Genomic DNA, 16,479 nt, shown 5'->3' with positions numbered 1-16,479 from the left:
ATCGCGCGCAATCGGTTTGAACGCTCAGATGTCCAGAAAGATGGTCTCTTGCGGCCCTTGCAGATGGATGTCGAAGCGATACGCGCCGTCCCCCTCGGTTTTTGCAACCAAGGTTGGAACCCGGCCTTTATCTGCGATTTGGGTCAATAGCGGGTCGGTCGCATTCGCATCGGCCTCATCATCGAAGTAAAGGCGCGTCTGCAATCCAACGTTGATCCCGCGCGCAACGATCCAAACGCTGATATGGGGGGCCTGCAGCCGCCCGTCGGGGAACGGAACGCAACCCGGCTTGATCGTGTCGAACACGAATTCACCCGTTTCCATATTGCATGCCGATCGTCCCCAACCGGTGAAATTCGGATCTGCCTGCCCCCGTGTCTCGTTTGCGGAATTGAACAGGCCTGCCGCATCGGCCTGCCAAATCTCAACCATTGCATCCTTCAGCGCCGCAGCGTCGCCATCGTAAACGGTGCCTTTGAGGGTAATCTCCTGCCCCTGAACCGGGCCGGTTTTCATTACCGCCCCCAGATCGCTGCCGTACATCGCCAGCCCCGCAAAATTGGGGGTGCAGCCGATGTGCACATACGGTCCCGCCGTCTGGCTGGGGCTTTCCTTGAGCGTACCGGAACGATTCATCACAACCCCTCCGAACGGTTCTCAAAATAGGTTTGCCTGCGCCCGCGCAGGACCATGTCGAAGCGGTACGCCCGTGCGTCCATGGGAACTGTGCGGTCCATGTCGAGCGGGGCGGTCAAAGCGTCCACTGCGGCTTGGCTTTTCAGCGCGCCGACAATCGCGCAAAGCGGGATCAAAGGATCCCCCTCAAAATACATCTGTGTGATCAACCGTTGCGCAAACCCATGGCCAAACAGCGAAAAATGGATATGGGCGGGCCGCCACGTGTTCGGGCCGTTGGGCCAGGGATAAGGCCCAGGCATGACGGTGCGAAATTCGTAAGACCCATCTTCAGCGGTAATCGTGCGCCCGCACCCGCCAAAGTTCGGATCAAGCGGCGCGATATACCCCTCGTTCTTGTGACGGTACCGACCGCCCGCATTGGCCTGCCAGCACTCCACCAATGCATTCGGCACCGGTCGGCCGGTTTCATCCAGAACGCGCCCATGCACGATGATACGCGGGCCAATCGCACTTTCGCCGGGCTGTGCGAAATTCAGGATCAGGTCATTGTCCAGCGGCCCCAGAATGCCGTCTGGAAAGACCGGCGAGGTTTCTTCGCCAAGGCTCGACGGAAAGGAGATCAGTGGGGCCTGCGGGCTACGCGCGACGCTGGTCTTGTAGGGCGGTGTCAGCGCATCGGGCTGCCACGCGCGGTCGCGCGGAAGGTAACCGCCCTCGGGTAGGTCGCTGGCCATTCGGGGTCTCCCTCATGTCTCCCATACACCGAGACAATCGAACCCAGATCACGGTGTCGCGCAAGGGTGGCGGGCTCACTCAGCCCATCGTTTGAGCATGTGGTGCAAATCAACCCGCGCCCCAAGGCGCGTTGCCAGAAGGTAAAGGCCACCAATTTTTCTCTGTAAAAACAGGGTGTCGGCGGGTGGAATGTGCCAAAGCTCACGATCTTGACCGATGGCCTGGCCTTTTTGGCGCAACTCGTTGGCCAGATCCGTTACACCGAAATCAAAGGGCTCGGCGCGGCGCATTGCCGAAAACCCAAGCTCTGCCATATCGAGGATGGCATCGCGTTGAGGCACGCTCAGCCCTGGCTTCACAAAGCCAATGCCTTCAAGCGCGGCAAGAACATCGCTCCGCTGTCCGCCCCACCCCGCTTTCAGCAAGGTCAGATGCACCTCGGCCAGGTCATCAGGAATGTCGCGGGTCGCCCCAAAATCCAGCAAGACAATCTGCCCCGTCGATGCGCGCCAGCGGTAATTGGCGAAATTTGGGTCGGTTTGCATGACGCGCAGGTCAAACAACTCCCGCAAGCACAACTCGATCAACGCGGCCATGGCAGTGTCACGATCCGCAGGGTTTGCCTCCGCCAGGGTTTCGATGGGGGCGGCGTCCTCAAAGGACATGGCCAGCGCGACATCGGTGGACAGATCTTCGCGGAAGGTCGGCACGGCGAAGCGCGCATCGTCGGCCAAGAGCGCGCCAAATTGCGCGAGGTAGCGGCCCTCACGTGCATAGTCGGCCTCCTCGTGCAGTTGTTTTCGCGCCTCTGTGATCAGTGGGGCAAGGTCGAGTTCCTTGGGCCACATCCCGGACCATCGGATCAGGCTCGCCGCATTGTCGAGGTCGCTATCGATGGCATCTTTCACACCCGGATATTGCAGCTTGAGCGCCAGCCGCATGCCGTCTTGCGCAACGGCGCGGTGCACCTGCCCGATGGAGGCGGCGGCGAGCGGAGCGGCGGAGAAGCTTTTGAAATATTGCCTGAAATGCGTGCCATAGGCGGCCTCCAGAACAGTTTTCAATTGCTTGGGCGTCATCGCGTCGCCTTCGGCGCGCAGGCGCGCGAGAATGCCCGCCAGCTCCGGGGGAAGAACGTCTCCGGTCTCCATCGAAAGAAGCTGGCCAAGCTTCATGGCCGCGCCGCGCATTTCCGATAGGCGATCCGTGATGCGGGTGAGGTTTCTGGGCGTCATCAGCGCCGACGCCATGTCCGGGCGCGTCCCGGTCACTGCGGCGCGGGCGCGCGCCACAGCGGCTTGTCCTGCAAGCCCTGTGGCGAGGCCACCCATCCGTGCAAACCGCGCAACGCGTCCGGTGGGGACGGCCCGCGGGCGCAGCCCCTGGCTGTTTGCGGTGTCAGACATGCGCTTGCCGTTCTTTGGATCAACTCCGTTGGAAGTGCACCTAGCGCGTCACCGGGGGACGAACAGGTCTGCGATAAGCGATGTCTGAACGCGGTGCGGGCCAATCGCCACGTATTATCTCACCTGTCGTCCAAAGGCGCGACGGCGTTCTCTGCATTGGGCTTGAAGATGCTGTGCCGCCCGCGTCCATTGCGTTTAGCCTCATAAAGGGCCTCATCGACATCGTTCATCAATTGCTCGACCGAGGGCCGCTTTGCGTAGGCAGAGGTCGATGCAATTCCGATGCTGGCCGAAATCTGGACCGTGAACTCACCGAGATTGATCGGTTCTTCGATACGCGCGATCAGGCGTTTGGCGATGCGGGACACGATCGCGTCGCTTTGCGCCGGACGCAGCGCGATCAAGAATTCGTCGCCCCCGATCCGCGCGGGAAAGTCATTGCGCCGCAGCTCGTAGTCCAGAATGCGGCCGATCTCCACCAGGACGGCGTCGCCTGCCGCGTGCCCGTGCGTGTCGTTGACCTGTTTGAACAGGTCCAGATCGAGATGCATCAAAGTGAAGCTCTGGCCCCGACACGACATCAAATGCTCAAGTTCGTCGTCCATTGCGCGGCGGTTCGACAGGCCCGTCAAAACATCAGTCCGCGCCTGTTCGTGCGCGACCGCATTGGCATCTTGCAGCCGTTTGGTCAGATGCTCGGACAACCGTGTGGTCGAGGCCTTGGCCTCGTTCAGATACAGCAATTCGATGGTCTGATCGGTCGCAGCGAAATCTGAGAGCGTCAGCGAAAAGTCCGCGACCGCGCGGGCAAAGGACAATCCGAAAGACAGGTTCAAAACCGCGCCGCCTTCATCGGGCAGCGGAAGGATCACGCCCCGAAACGGCAAATGCTCGGCCTGTTGCAAACACAAGCTCAACCGTTGGTCGGCATTTTGCATCAACGCATCAAAGGTCTTTATCCCGCTGGGGCGGCGGATGGAGAATACTTCCATCATGGGGCGGCCAACGACCTCTTGCTGGCCCGCCATCTTCGCAAATGTCGGCCCGGTTTGCGTGATTGCACCGCCTGTGTCGACCACAACGTGCATCGGCAGCAATGCGTCCATGACAGGCTTCGGCATCAAAATGCCCGGTTGAGGCTTTGGCACTTGAATGTTCATGCAGGCATCTCCCCCAAAACGAAGGCATTGCCTTCGGAATGAGCCATGTCGAACACGTCGATCCGGATGCATTCCCTTGCACCGTCGAAGCCATCCAGGCTTAGCGTGGCCAATGCACCATAATCGTCCGCCATCGCCCGAAGCGCGCCCAACAGGATCGGCCCGACCCCGGGCAGCGCCCATTCCGCCTTGATGCGAAACGAGGCTTCGGCGCCTTGTGTGACTTCGATTTCCGGCATCTCGATGTCCGGCATCGCCATGCGCCCACGATCGGCCAATTCATCCAGCGACAGGATGAATTCCGACAGGGTTGATCCACCAAACCGCAACAGGCGCTTTAACGGCGCATAGGGTTCATGTGTGATCAGGAAGGTGCCAAGGTCTTCGAGCAACGCATTGGGATGTTTGTGCAGCACATCGGTCGCCGCCTTGAAGCAATCCAGGGTCACCTTGTCTTCATAGCGCAGCATTGCTTCGAAATCGGGGAATCTGAGCTGCGCGACACTGCGCACTTCATCCCATGTATCGCGCCCATAGGTATCCACCAAAAACCCCTGGAACGCGCGGTTGATCATGCCATGCATCGGGCGGGTTGCCTCTTGTTGGTACCACTGCTCCACGGGATGCTAGTGGCCAGAGGTAAAGAAACCCTTTGCAGCGGCAACAATCAGAAATCTGTTGGTGCCCCGCCCTCGGACTTGCGGCGGGCCACAAAATCCGCCAGCTCCTCGCGGATCGCGATATCCATCGGCGGTGCCTCGAACTCTCCGAGGATGTCCTTGTAGGTCTTGTGCGCCCGCTCCGCCGTCCAGACCGCGCCATCCAACCGCCACGCCTCAAAATTCCGCCAATCCGACAGGAACGGGCCGTAAAACGCCTCCTGATAGCGGTCCTGCGTGTGCTGACAGCCAAAGTAATGCCCGCCTGGGCCAACCTCGCGGATGGCATCAAAGGCGATGTCCTCTTCCTCAGTGCCCAGAAGCATCGGCTCGAAATAGCGCTGAATTTGTTGCAGCAACTCGCAATCCATCACGAACTTTTCGGGGCTGGCGATCAACCCACCCTCCAGCCATCCGGCGGCGTGGTAGACCATGTTGGCCCCCGATTGCACCGCGGACCAAAGCGAATTCGCGGTCTCCCACATCGCCTGCCCGTCTGGCACATTGGCCGCGCAAACCCCGCTTGCGCGCATCGGCAGCTTGTAGAACCGCGCCATCTGGCCCGTCATCTGCGTCGCGCGCATATATTCCGGTGTCCCGAACGCAGGCGCGCCCGATTTCATGTCGACGTTCGAGGTGAACGTTCCAATCGCCACCGGGCAACCGGGTGCAATCCACTGCAACAGCGCAATCGCGGCCAACCCCTCGGCAATACTCAGCGCCACAGCCCCGGACAGTGTCACCGGCGCCATCGCACCCGCCAGCGTGAAGGGCGTCACAACCACCGGCTGCCCGCGCCGCGCCAACCGCATCGCGCCGTCCAGCATCGGGAAATCGTGCTTCAGCGGGCTGACGGAGTTGATATTGGTGTACATGCGCGGCGTGGCGTCGAACTCCTCATGCGTCAGGCCACCGGCAATGCGCACCATCTCCATCACATCGTCGACGCGCTCGGCCCCCAGCGAATAGGCATGGGCCACCTTGTCAGTCAGCGTCAGCTTCTCAAAAAGGCAATCGAGGTGGCGGACCGAGGCATGCACATCAATCGGTTCAACCGGATAACCCCCCGCGAAATGGATGCAGTTGAAATACTGCGTCAGCTTGATGAACTCGACATAGCTTTCCATGTCGCCCGGGCGTTTGCCGCGTTCCATATCCCATGCATTGGGCGGGCTGGAGACATTGCCGAACACCATATGCTTGCCGCCCATGGTCAGGGTCCGGTCCGGATTTCGCGGGGTGATCGTGAAAGTCTCAGGTGCCTTGGCGACCATTTCTTCTACAAAATCGCGCTCAAAGAAAACCGTCTGCCCTTCAACCTTGCAGCCGGCCTCTTTCAGATGGCCAATCGCCTCATCGTTCAGGAATTCGATCCCAAGCTCCGACAGGATGCGCATGGCGCCATTGTGGATCGCACGGACGCCGTCTTCATCCAGCGGCTCCGTGGGGCGGTCATTGTTGACCGGCACGCGCCACGGCGTCTGATCAATGACATGGGCCGCCGCACGGGCAACCCCTGCGGCGCGGCCTCCGGCTCTGCGACGTCGGGGGGAAGGTGAGGCTTCGTTCATGGGGACACGCTGACTTTCGGTCTGTTCAACCGTATCATCCCCAACCAACGAGGCCCTGTATGGACGGAATGCGACGGCTGCGCGTCGTATTTAGCCCGGCCTGCTGTCCAGCCAGTCCGCCAAGGCGCCAATGTTCGGCAACACCACATCGGAATGTGGGGCCAGATCAGCCGCAGTCGCGACGCCTGTCAGAACGGCCACCCGCGTAAAGCCCGCCGCTTTCGCCGCGTGCATGTCGTGCGTGCTGTCGCCCACCATGACCAAGGTGCCGGGGTGCAGATCCATGGCCTCGGCAAAGCCCAGTAGCATCCCTGGCTCTGGCTTTGCGCCAAATCCGCTGTCGGATCCTGCCACGAAATCGAACACATCCAAAGCGCCGACACTGGCGATATTGGCCTTCGCGGCATCTTCGGTGTCGTTGGTGGCCACCCCAAGGCGCAAGCCACGGCCTTTCAACCCTGCAAGTGTTGGCTTGAGCGGGACCGCCTCAACCTGCCGGGCGCGGGCCGTTTCATCCTTGAGATGGGTGAACAGGGCCGACGGCTCCCATTCCGGCAGTTCAGCGGCCAGCGCATCAGCAACCTGCTGCGCCGTTCCAGCAATCACAAAGCTGTCAGGGCGGAACGCCTGCGTCTGCAAATCGAAATCCAAAGCATCGGCCAAACGCCCTGCCAGACGCCCATCGCCATCTGCAATATCCGTGATCATGCCTGCCGCCCAAGTGCCCCAGGTTTTCTGGAAATCGAACAGCACACCGTCTTTGTCGAACAGGATTCCCGCGATTTTGGACATGGGTCAGGTCCAGTCCGGCACAGCGCCACCGGGTAGTCCAGCTCGGATCATCTGAAAGTTTTCTGCTGGAATGTCAGTGCCTTCTGCGGCTTTCAGGATCCACTGATCATCCATCAGAAGAAAGTCGAGGACAGAGGCGAGGAACTCAGGCTCCCCGGCCCTGGCACGGATGTCATCCTCACCGGTTCCTGTCGCGCCCATGAACAGCGGCAACAGGTCTTCGTCCCCGGTTAACCACGCCAAAACGGTCAGGGCCTGCGTCTCGGCAATTTCTTGCTGCATTCTTTTCGACTCATTTCACTTTAAAGGGTTTGTTAACCTTTGCAGGTCAGGTTTGCGGCAGTGATACAGGGACGGCATGCGCCTGCCCAGTAAGAACGGTAGAGTGAGAGGTAGCCATGGCCGGGCGAATTCTGATCGTTGATGATGTTGCGACCAATCGCATCGTCATGAAGGTCAAGCTGGCGGCTGCCTGCTATTCGGTTGAACAGGCTGAAAATGGGTTGGAGGCGTTGCGCGTTGCCCGGGAGACCAAACCAGACCTGATTTTGCTTGATATTATGATGCCGGATATGAGCGGCGTTGATGTGTGCCGTGCCCTCAAGGCCGACCCCGCGACCTCGGGCATTCCGGTCGTACTGATCACGGCCCTCAGCGACCATGATGCCAAGATGGAGGGGTTGGAGGCTGGCGCCGACGACTTCCTGACCAAACCTGTAGAAGAAGTCACTCTTCTTGCGCGCGTCCGCTCCCTTTTGCGGGCCAGCGATGCGGTGCGTGAGATGCAGGGGGGCAACGATACGGTCGCGGCGTTCGGCTTTGCGGAATCTGCCGCCGGTTTCAGCGCCAAGGCTGCACCCGGAAAAGTTGCGCTTGTCGCTCCCGGCCCGCGCGGCGCGGTTTTGTGGAAAGCCGCCATCGAAGACCGCCTCGGCGGCACAGTCTCCATCATCCCGCGCGAAGCCGCGTTGACCGAGGCCAGTTCCGAGACGGGGCGGTCCACCGACGTCTTTGTTGTCTCCGTTGATCTTGGTCAGCGCAACGAAGGGTTGCGTCTGCTGTCCGACCTGCGGTCGCGCGCCGGCACGCGCCATGCGGCAACCATAATGATCCTGCCCGAAGGCGATACGGAGCGCGCGGCCATCGCGCTTGACCTTGGGGCCAATGACGTCCTGCATGATCCGTTCGACGCAAAGGAACTGGCAATCCGGATTTCCGCGCAGCTGGATCGCAAACGGCAATCCGATCGCATGCGCGCAGGCGTCCGGGCGGGCCTTCAGGCCGCGGTCTATGATCCGCTGACGGGGCTGCACAACCGGCGTTTCGCCCTTCCGCAACTGGAATTGATGATGTCGCGGCCGGGTCCGGGCCCGGCCGTGATGATGCTGGACCTCGATCATTTCAAACAGGTGAACGACACGTACGGACACGCGGCCGGTGACGCGATCCTGAAACAGGTTGCGTCGCGCCTGCGCGCGCAACTGCGCAATGACGATCTGCTGGCCCGCATCGGCGGGGAAGAGTTCCTGATCGGCCTGTCACCCATCAATCAACCCAACGCGGTCGAATGTGCCGAACGGCTTTGCCGATCGATCGGTGAAGCTGCCTTCGACATCGACGCCAACGGGCCGCCAGTGCACGTCACCGCGAGTGTCGGGCTGACTTACCCCGCTGAACACAGTGGGTTTTCAACGCCTGAGATGCTCATCCATGATGCAGATACGGCGCTCTACCGCGCCAAATCTCAAGGCCGCAATCAGGTCCGCGTGATCTCCGACACGGCCGCCTGATTTGTTGGCCTAGCGCCGCCCTCCAAAGCGCCGCATCACGCGGTTCAGGCTTTCGGCCAGATCAGCCCGTTCATCAACGCTCATTGTCTCAATCTGATCCAGCAGGGCCCCGTGCCCAAGCTCCTGCAACCCGATGACACGCGCGCGGGACCGCTCAAAGGCCGCCTCGGCGGCGGCGCGGTCGAACGGGTCGGCCAGCAAAGCCGCCTGAACCTCGCGCAACGCCTGCCCAATCGCACGTCGTTCGTCGCGCACGGGTGTGCCTTGCTCGCCAATCCGCGCCCGCAATTCCTCGCGGTCTTCCCGAGGAAGCGCCAGCGCAAACGGCCCCAATCCCAACGTCCTGAGCGCCGGACCACCCGATCCCGACTCCCGCCCTGATTGCGCACACCCAAAACGGCACCGCCCACCAACCCGGCCACAGCAAGGTTCAACGCCAGTGACAGCGCCAGGGCAATCTTCAGCCCACGTCCGGTCCGTGCAGGTGTGGGTGTTTGTTCAGACATCATCCGCCTCCAGCCACAGCGCACCCATATCCGGGGTAATGTCGTAGGACACGGCCTCAAGCCCCAGCGTCTCTGCCCCGACCAGATCCGTCACTGCCGTTGGGGAATAAAGCCCGATGGAAAGGCCCATAAGGCCTGCGGCTGTCACGCCACCAACCGCCCCCCATCCGCCCAAGGCATCGGCAAACCGCGCCAGCCAACCGGCGCGCGGGACGGGGGCCGCCACCGGTCGCGCCTGATCTTCCTGCACCGCTTGCGCATCGGCCAGCACCCGCGCCATCAGCGCGTCACCCGGCGCATCTGCCTGAGCGTCGGAAAAAAGCGCCTCCAGCGCCGCATCGGTATCTGGTTCACGTGCCATAACCCAAGGCCTCCTTCTGACCTTCCAGCGCTGTCTTCAACGCCCGTTTTCCCCGTGCCGTCAAGCTTTCCACTGCTTCGACGCCAATCTCCAAAACCTCGGCAATCTCAGGGTTCGACAACCCATCAATGTGCCGCAAAACAACCGCCTGCCGCTGGCGCTCTGGCAAGGTGCGCAGGGCGCTGTCCAGCGCACTCATGCGATCACCCTCCTGCATCTGCGCCTCCACGCCTGGCGTGGCATCGGCGAAATCATCGTCCCCCAACTCGACCGAGCGGCCCGACCGTCTCAGCCGGTCAATCGCGAGGTTCGCAACCACTTTGTGCAGCCAGGTGCCAGGCTTTGCACTGCCGTCCGCGCGCCAATCCGCCGCCGCCTTCCACAGGCGCAACATCGCTTCCTGCGCCAGATCCTCGGCCTCGGCCCGGTCCCCCAGAACACGCGCCGCATGGCGAAACGCGCGCGGCAAGAGGCGCTCGGTCAACAGCCGCGCCGCACCCGGATCGCCATTGGCGAACAGCACCATCAATGCACCATCGTCCATTGCGTCCAGATCTGAGCCGTCTTGCCCCGTCATACACCCTGTCTACCCTGCCCCGCGTGACTTGGGGAGGGGGCGGACCTGAACGACCGCCCCCGCCCGATTGGTCCTGCCTCAGTTGTTGCCGAAACGGCGGCCCATACGCTCCAGGAACCGCGCAACACCTTCGTCGAACTCCGCTTCGGTCACGGAGCCATCGCCGTCCGCATCCAGACGCTCAAAGATGCGCTCGGGGCTGGGTCCACCGCGACCATGGCGATGGCCACGGCCTTCACGTGCCTCTTCCATCTCGGCCTCGCTCAGCTGGCCGTCGCCATCGGCGTCCAAACGCTCCAGCATGCGGTCGACCCGGGCCTCAACCCGTGCCTCACCGCGCGCGATCAGCTCATCCCGGCTCAACGCCCCATCGCCATCGGTGTCGGCGCGGGCAAACCGTGCTTCGCCTGCGGCTTGGAGCTCTTCCAGCGTCACGGCCCCGTTGCCATCGGCATCAAGCTCTTCAAAGATCATGCGCGGCGGCTCACCACCCGCTTCTTGTGCGAAGGCGGGCGCTGTCAGGGCAGCGGGGATCATCAGAGCCAAGAGGCCTGCTTTCATCATCGACATGCGAATTCTCCTTTGTTTCGTGCCTGTCTGATAGGTCTCACGGGCCACATCCCGGGTTCCGTCGCAAAAAAGAGAAAAAGTTTCGCCCCGCGCGCGCAGGTCGCGGGGGTCAGGCCTTTACCCAAGCGGGCAAGAGGCGCAATTAGAGAACATGGAACTCGAAAACGCCGACACCTTCCGCCCCGCGCTGCCCGAACGACCCGCATGGCCTGCCGTGCGCAAAGGGCTGCGCCATCGCTGCCCAAAATGTGGCGAGGGCCATTTGTACAAGGGCTACCTCAAGCTGCGGACCGAATGCCCAAGCTGTGGCGAGGATCTGTCGCATGCGCGCGCCGATGATGGCCCTGCCTATTTGTCGATCCTGCTGACGGCAAAGGTCATGGGCACGCTGCAATTGCTGGTCTACGAGACCTGGCAGCCAGAGCCTTGGCTGCTGGCGCTGACTTTCTGCATCGGCGTGACAGTCATGGCGCTGGCGCTTTTGCCACGGTTCAAGGGCATGATTGTCGGCATCCAATGGGCCAAACGGATGCACGGCTTTTGACCGAACCAGTTCCCATTCGCGACGCCGCAACGGTGATCGTGCTGCGCGACGCAGGCACGCGGCCACGCGTCCTGATGGGCCAGCGCGGAAAATCCGCGGTCTTTATGCCCTCGAAATTCGTCTTTCCCGGCGGCGCGGTCGATGCCGTGGATGCCACCATTCCCCTGGCACGGGCACCTGCCCCGGATTGCGTCAAGCGGCTTGAGGATCAGGCAACAGCGCTGATCAACGCCGCCGTGCGTGAGCTGTGGGAAGAAACCGGCCTGCTTCTGGGCACAAAAGACACGCGCGCCGCAGCACTTGAGGCCCCCGTGGGTGGCGCGGCTATCTGGCGACCGGACATTTGCCCGACGGCGCGGCGCTGGAATATGTGTTCCGCGCCATCACGCCTCCGGGCCGCCCCCGGCGGTTCGACGCGCGTTTCTTTCTTGTAGAGGCTGAGGCTTTGGCCTCAGACCCCGACGACTTTTCAGGCGCCGAGGATGAGTTGAGCCATCTGCAATGGGTCGCCCTTGATGAGGTGCGCGGCTTTGATATGCCGTTCATCACCGAAGTCGTCCTGTCCGAGCTGACCGCCCGCGTTGAAGGCCGGGCCGCGCCTGGCGTGCCGTTTTTCGACAATTCCACATCCGAGAGCCGGTTCCGGCGGTTGTAAGGGCACTCAGCCCGGCCAAGCCGCCCAGAACACCAGGCCCAGAGACACAAGGATCAGCGCGATCCCGATGACTTCATTTCGCGACACCTTTTCGCGCAACCAGAACGCCGAGAACAGGAAAGTGAACACCAGCTCAATCTGGCCAACCGCTTTGACATAAGCCGCCGTCTGCAAGGCAAAGGCCGTGAACCACCCAAGCGAGCCCAACATCGACGTAAGCCCGGTCAGCCCCGATATCCGCCACGAGGCCAGAACGCGCCCAATCTCACCCCGTTCGCGCAAGGCCAGATAGAGACCAAGAATGACAGTCTGCACGATGGTCGCTGTCAGCAAGGCCAAGGCCGCCCTCAACGGCGCATCGCCGCCCTCCAGCGCCAGGGTCGCCCCGCGGTAGCAAACCGCCGACACCCCGAAAAGCAGCCCCGACGCCAAGCCATACCCTGACGCCGCATTAAACAAGCGCGCCGTCCACGGCAGGCCAGTTTCCTGCGGCGGGTCGGACAAGGCCAGCACACCCGCAAACCCCACTGCAATGGCCAGCAATACTGGCGCGGACACGGCCTCCCCCAGCACCACAAGACCCACCAACGCGGTCAAAATGACCTCGGATTTCTTCAACGTTATGCCAACATAGAAATTGCGCCGCGCGAACAGGGCCACGACACACGCCGTCGCCAGCATCTGCGCCAGCGCACCCGTCACCGCAAACCGCCAATAGCCCGCGCCGATCCCAGGCCAGTCCTGACCGCTGGCCGCTTTGTAAACGACCAGGGCCATCGCAACGAAAGGCACCGCGAACGCAAACCGCGCCCAGGTCGCCCCTCCCGTCGACAGCGTTGTGACCTTCAGCTGCCGTTGCAGCAAAAAGCGCAGATTCTGCATGAACGCTGCAAAGACAGAGGCGATGATCCAAAACGGCATGGCCTAAGCCATGGAAGCCTGGCCTCAGATTGCCAAGCTATTTCTGCGGGTAAAGCGGATGGGGCACCGGATCCTTGGCGCGCAGCAGGTGCCGCCGGAAAATCTGCCCATAGCTCGCGTAGCGATAGCCGTCATTGCGCCGCAAATACCGTTCGCGGTTGTTGAAGTAGATCTGCGGCAGGCGATACCAGGGCAGCTTGGGGTGCATATGATGCACCACGTGCAGGTTGTTGTTGAGAAACAGGAACGCCAATGGCCCCCGATCCTCGATGATCACGGTCCGTCCGCGCGCGCGCTCATGGGCCTGATGCTCCAGAAAGGTGCGGATTTTCAGAGTGCCAAGGCCCAGATAACACGCGCTCAGATAGACCCACACCGAAAGCGGGGAAAGCACGACAAGCCACAGCACGGCGGCACTTGCCGCACCATGCGCCAGCCAAGCCCAAAGGACCGCACGATCCCCCGCACGGATCAGCCGTGCATCTGCCGCCATGAACGCGATCTGCCCAATCAGCGGACCCACCATGATCCGCCCCAAAAGCGTGTTGTTCCAGGACAGCAGCCGGCGCGCAGGCGCACCAAGACGCGCCCAATGGGCAGGATCCAGATAGTTGCTTTCCGGGTCATCATAGGGGTCAGTCAGGTTCGCATCCATGTGATGCGCCAGATGCGTGTCGCGGAACCGCAAATAGGGAATAGCAAGGTTCAAACTGGCAAAAACCAAAGGCTCCCCCAACCGTCTATCGCCAAAAGGATGCCCGTGCAGCACTTCGTGCTGAAGCGACGATTGCAGCGCAATCGCCAGCGTCAAAAGCGGCAACGCCACCCAGACCGGGGCAAACAACGCGCCCGTCCAGACACAATAACACAAGGCGATAAGCCCGAGTGTTGGCCACTCGATCCGCATAACAGGTCCTGACAGTTTTCAAGGAAGGCGCGTCCCCTGCGCCCTGTGAAAACCCTAAAGGCACTTGTGTGTCAGGAGCAGTCAGTGTTTCCTCCACATGAAACCAACATCGTTCTTTAAATTCAACAATGCTGCATGAAATCGACAAACGCGACCGCGCGCGCCTGTTCTCGGATCGCCTGACAGCTGCGCTGACGGCCTCCGGCCTCAGCCGCGCGGCCCTGGCCCGGGCGGTGCGCGTGGACCGGTCCACCATCACGCAGATCCTGTCAGGTGACACGGCTCGTGTGCCCGGCGGCCATGTCGTGGCCGCCTGCGCGCAAGCGCTTGATGTCTCGGCTGATTGGTTATTGGGGTTGACCGACCGACCGGAACAGGCGGGTAAGCTGCTGGAAAGCTCATTGTCGATTTCGGAAACCGGGCGGGCCACCACACTCGATGACCAGATCTTCGAATGGCAGCGCGAGGCGGAAGGCTACAAAATCCGTCACGTTCCCGCGACGCTGCCGGACGTGCTGAAAACCAATGCCATGCTGCAATGGGAATACGCCCCCATAAGTCACAAACGCCCCGATGCCGCGATTGATGCCGCCGCCGAACGGCTGGATTGGCTGCGCCTGACCGAAAGCGATTATGAAATGGCTCTGCCCATTCACGAGCTTGAAAGCTTCGCCCGCGCCGAGGGGTATTATGCCGGCCTTGACCCCGCCATCCGCACCGAACAACTGGATTGGATGGCTGAAATCTATGACCGGCTCTACCCCGGCCTGCGCCTGTTCCTGTTCGATGCCCGCGCCGTCTTTTCTGCCCCCGTCACCGTCTTCGGCCCCAAAATGGCAGTTATCTACATGGGCCAGCATTACCTCGCCTTTCGGGATAGGGACCGGGTGCGCGCGATCACGCGCCATTTCGACTATCTGGTGCGCGAGGCCACGATTTCGGCGCGCGACATACCGGATACGCTCAAACGCCTGCGGGATGGCATCACATGACGCGCTTTGACCATCTGATCGGCAAACCGCTTGGCACATCGCGGTGGGTCACCGTGGATCAGACCCGCATCGACAGGTTCGCGGATGTGACCGAGGATCGGCAATTCATCCACATCGACCCTAAAGCCGCAGCCGAAGGCCCCTTTGGCACCACCGTCGCGCACGGGTTCCTCACGCTGTCATTGCTGTCCACCCTGGCCTACGACGTCATGCCCGCGCTTGGCCCCTATGACAGTTCCATCAACTACGGCTTTGATCGCGTGCGATTTCTGGCCGCCGTCCCGTCCGACGCGCGCCTGCGGGCGCATTTCTCGGTCTGCAAGGTGACGGAGAAAGGCCCGGACCGCGTGCTCGTGGCCCTTGCCGTGCGGATGGAAGTTGAAGGCCAAGACACACCCGCCCTGCTCGCTGATTGGCTGGTTCTGCTACACCTTTAAAGCACTTAGCGCTTTGTCTGAGGCATTTCTGCCGCGTTCCGCGTTCACGCTATCGGCGCGAGGCAGCAGGTTGCGACTCAAATCAAACGCAAAGTGCTCCAGGCGCAGGCTATCGCTGCCCGACAAATCGGCCCAACCCCACCGGCGCCGGTCGCCCGGCATGCGCCGCACAGGCCGCCCCCAGCCACGCGGCCACATCCGCGCGCGGCAAAGCCGACCGGCGCGTCGCCATGTCCATGTGCAGCAACAACTGCTCCCCGTCGCGCAAAGCTGGTCGCCCACAAACATCTCGTGCCAGACGTGGAGCTTCTTTCCACCGCCATCCAAGATGCGTGTGCGCACCTCGATCCGCGCGCCGATATCAACCTCCCCAAGATGGCGGATATGGGTCTCCACGGTGAAGACGGAATGCCCCGCCGCGACGCAAGCGGCATCCATTCCGGCCCAGTCCAGCATCTGATCCGTCGCGTCCGAGAAGGCGCGCAGATAGTGCGCCTCGTTCATATGTCCGTTGTAATCGACCCAGTCGCGCGGGACCTCCATGGCCAGTGTCAGCGCGGGCTCCGGCGCATGTGGGTCCGGGGCGGCCAAGCCACCGGTGGCTTTGGGGACCGCAACCGCAACCAGTTCCGCCACGGCCTCTGCCATCACCGCGCCGAAACGCCGATGCGCGTCGGCCTCCCAATGCACGCCGTCCACCTCCGACGCGGTCACATGGGCGCCCACATCCACAAACCCCGCGCCCATCCGATCTGCGGCGTCCCGAATATGCTCTTTCAGCCCGATCTGCCGCGCTTCGGCCCCCGCGAACGCCTCCACCAGAACACCCGCCTCCCGCACCGGTGGCGGCGCCAAAGCCATGAGCGACACGTCCGGCAACAGCGCGCGCACCTCCCGCAAAAGCCGCTCCACGGATTTGCCGATATCAAAGGCCGAGGTCGCAAAGCGCGGCTTCAGGTCGTTTGTACCCAGCATCACGATGACCAGATCCAGCGGCACATGGCTCAGCAGAACCGCAGGCAACACCTCCGCCCCGTTGCGGTTGCCGCCATCGACCGGATCATGATGCACCGTTGTGCGGCCCGGCAGCCCCTCGCAGATCACCCGGTGCCCCGGGCCAAGAGCGGCCGCCATCACATCCGGCCAGCGGTCCGCCTCCCCATAGCGATCAAACCCGCCCAAAATCCGCAACGGCTTCGTCCCGTGCGAATTACTGTCCCCATAGATCAGGATATTGGCCATGCAGATCTCCCCCAA

18 protein-coding genes and 2 pseudogenes are annotated in these 16,479 nt (G+C 62.1%); 5 read left to right on the top strand and 15 right to left on the bottom strand.

From position 1 onward, the window contains the following. Positions 1 to 24: 24 nt before the first annotated feature. From pcaG to ACZ1HK_RS20915, 8 genes are all read right to left on the bottom strand, one after another. A complete protein-coding gene (gene pcaG / locus ACZ1HK_RS20950; RefSeq protein ID WP_472630324.1) occupies positions 25 to 636 on the bottom strand; it encodes a protocatechuate 3,4-dioxygenase subunit alpha in 612 nt (203 codons plus the stop codon). After that, positions 636 to 1,373, bottom strand: a complete 738-nt coding sequence (gene pcaH, locus ACZ1HK_RS20945) for a protocatechuate 3,4-dioxygenase subunit beta (RefSeq protein WP_472630323.1) — start codon at positions 1,371 to 1,373, stop codon at positions 636 to 638. The genes pcaG and pcaH overlap by 1 nt, the downstream gene beginning before the upstream one ends. A gap of 75 nt (positions 1,374 to 1,448) precedes the next feature. Then, positions 1,449 to 2,780, bottom strand: coding sequence for an ABC1 kinase family protein (locus tag ACZ1HK_RS20940; protein ID WP_472630322.1), 1,332 nt, complete (start codon positions 2,778 to 2,780; stop codon positions 1,449 to 1,451). 119 nt (positions 2,781 to 2,899) lie between these two features. Continuing rightward, positions 2,900 to 3,901, bottom strand: coding sequence for a diguanylate cyclase domain-containing protein (locus ACZ1HK_RS20935; protein WP_472630321.1), 1,002 nt, complete (start codon positions 3,899 to 3,901; stop codon positions 2,900 to 2,902). A 35-nt stretch (positions 3,902 to 3,936) separates the two neighbouring features. Further along, positions 3,937 to 4,524 carry a heme NO-binding domain-containing protein gene (locus ACZ1HK_RS20930; protein ID WP_472630320.1) on the bottom strand — a complete coding sequence of 196 codons (588 nt, stop codon included), beginning with the start codon at positions 4,522 to 4,524 and terminating at the stop codon, positions 3,937 to 3,939. Between the two features lie 83 nt (positions 4,525 to 4,607). Beyond that, entirely contained in the window at positions 4,608 to 6,170 is a 1,563-nt protein-coding gene (locus tag ACZ1HK_RS20925) for a trimethylamine methyltransferase family protein (RefSeq protein ID WP_472630904.1), read from the bottom strand. A gap of 90 nt (positions 6,171 to 6,260) precedes the next feature. Beyond that, positions 6,261 to 6,962, bottom strand: a complete 702-nt coding sequence (locus tag ACZ1HK_RS20920; protein ID WP_472630319.1) for an HAD family hydrolase — start codon at positions 6,960 to 6,962, stop codon at positions 6,261 to 6,263. A 3-nt stretch (positions 6,963 to 6,965) separates the two neighbouring features. Continuing rightward, the gene (locus ACZ1HK_RS20915) at positions 6,966 to 7,244 is read right to left on the bottom strand and encodes a DUF3572 domain-containing protein (RefSeq protein WP_472630318.1); all 279 of its coding nucleotides are present in this window, start codon (positions 7,242 to 7,244) and stop codon (positions 6,966 to 6,968) included. Positions 7,245 to 7,360: 116 nt separating this feature from the next. Here ACZ1HK_RS20915 and ACZ1HK_RS20910 point away from each other — a divergent pair, with 116 nt between their 5' ends. Continuing rightward, the gene (locus ACZ1HK_RS20910) at positions 7,361 to 8,752 is read left to right on the top strand and encodes a diguanylate cyclase domain-containing protein (protein WP_472630317.1); all 1,392 of its coding nucleotides are present in this window, start codon (positions 7,361 to 7,363) and stop codon (positions 8,750 to 8,752) included. Between the two features lie 9 nt (positions 8,753 to 8,761). On the opposite strand, the pseudogene ACZ1HK_RS20905 reads toward ACZ1HK_RS20910, so the two are convergent. The 4 genes and pseudogenes from ACZ1HK_RS20905 to ACZ1HK_RS20890 form a co-directional block, all read right to left on the bottom strand. Next, positions 8,762 to 9,118, bottom strand: a pseudogene (locus ACZ1HK_RS20905) (periplasmic heavy metal sensor); the annotation flags it as partial. A 132-nt stretch (positions 9,119 to 9,250) separates the two neighbouring features. Next, positions 9,251 to 9,619 carry a hypothetical protein gene (locus ACZ1HK_RS20900; protein ID WP_472630316.1) on the bottom strand — a complete coding sequence of 123 codons (369 nt, stop codon included), beginning with the start codon at positions 9,617 to 9,619 and terminating at the stop codon, positions 9,251 to 9,253. Then, a complete protein-coding gene (locus tag ACZ1HK_RS20895) occupies positions 9,609 to 10,196 on the bottom strand; it encodes an RNA polymerase sigma factor (protein WP_472630315.1) in 588 nt (195 codons plus the stop codon). The genes ACZ1HK_RS20900 and ACZ1HK_RS20895 overlap by 11 nt, the downstream gene beginning before the upstream one ends. 78 nt (positions 10,197 to 10,274) lie before the next feature. Then, complete coding sequence (locus tag ACZ1HK_RS20890) at positions 10,275 to 10,766, bottom strand: EF-hand domain-containing protein (protein ID WP_472630314.1); 492 nt, start codon at positions 10,764 to 10,766, stop codon at positions 10,275 to 10,277. A gap of 151 nt (positions 10,767 to 10,917) precedes the next feature. On the opposite strand from ACZ1HK_RS20890, the gene ACZ1HK_RS20885 reads away from it, so the two are divergent. Together ACZ1HK_RS20885 and ACZ1HK_RS20880 are read left to right on the top strand one after the other, a co-directional pair. Further along, positions 10,918 to 11,310 (top strand): DUF983 domain-containing protein, encoded by a 393-nt coding sequence (locus tag ACZ1HK_RS20885; RefSeq protein ID WP_472630313.1) that lies wholly within the window; start codon positions 10,918 to 10,920, stop codon positions 11,308 to 11,310. Further along, positions 11,283 to 11,965 (top strand): annotated as a pseudogene (locus ACZ1HK_RS20880) (NUDIX hydrolase). Before ACZ1HK_RS20885 ends, ACZ1HK_RS20880 begins: the two are co-directional and overlap by 28 nt. A gap of 6 nt (positions 11,966 to 11,971) precedes the next feature. On the opposite strand, the gene ACZ1HK_RS20875 reads toward ACZ1HK_RS20880, so the two are convergent. Further along, a complete protein-coding gene (locus ACZ1HK_RS20875) occupies positions 11,972 to 12,886 on the bottom strand; it encodes an EamA family transporter (protein WP_472630312.1) in 915 nt (304 codons plus the stop codon). Between the two features lie 37 nt (positions 12,887 to 12,923). Continuing rightward, positions 12,924 to 13,793, bottom strand: coding sequence for a fatty acid desaturase (locus ACZ1HK_RS20870; RefSeq protein ID WP_472630311.1), 870 nt, complete (start codon positions 13,791 to 13,793; stop codon positions 12,924 to 12,926). A gap of 128 nt (positions 13,794 to 13,921) precedes the next feature. On the opposite strand from ACZ1HK_RS20870, the gene ACZ1HK_RS20865 reads away from it, so the two are divergent. Further along, a complete protein-coding gene (locus ACZ1HK_RS20865) occupies positions 13,922 to 14,785 on the top strand; it encodes a helix-turn-helix domain-containing protein (RefSeq protein ID WP_472630310.1) in 864 nt (287 codons plus the stop codon). After that, positions 14,782 to 15,222 carry a MaoC family dehydratase gene (locus tag ACZ1HK_RS20860; protein WP_472630309.1) on the top strand — a complete coding sequence of 147 codons (441 nt, stop codon included), beginning with the start codon at positions 14,782 to 14,784 and terminating at the stop codon, positions 15,220 to 15,222. Before ACZ1HK_RS20865 ends, ACZ1HK_RS20860 begins: the two co-directional genes overlap by 4 nt. Here the strand turns inward: ACZ1HK_RS20860 and ACZ1HK_RS20855 are convergent. Then, positions 15,211 to 16,464, bottom strand: a complete 1,254-nt coding sequence (locus tag ACZ1HK_RS20855) for an SGNH/GDSL hydrolase family protein (RefSeq protein ID WP_472630308.1) — start codon at positions 16,462 to 16,464, stop codon at positions 15,211 to 15,213. The genes ACZ1HK_RS20860 and ACZ1HK_RS20855 overlap by 12 nt on opposite strands. Positions 16,465 to 16,479: the final 15 nt, after the last annotated feature.

This window comes from Gymnodinialimonas sp. JB5-7, assembly GCF_055693405.1.
This window is presented reverse-complemented; position numbering and strand designations above follow the sequence as displayed.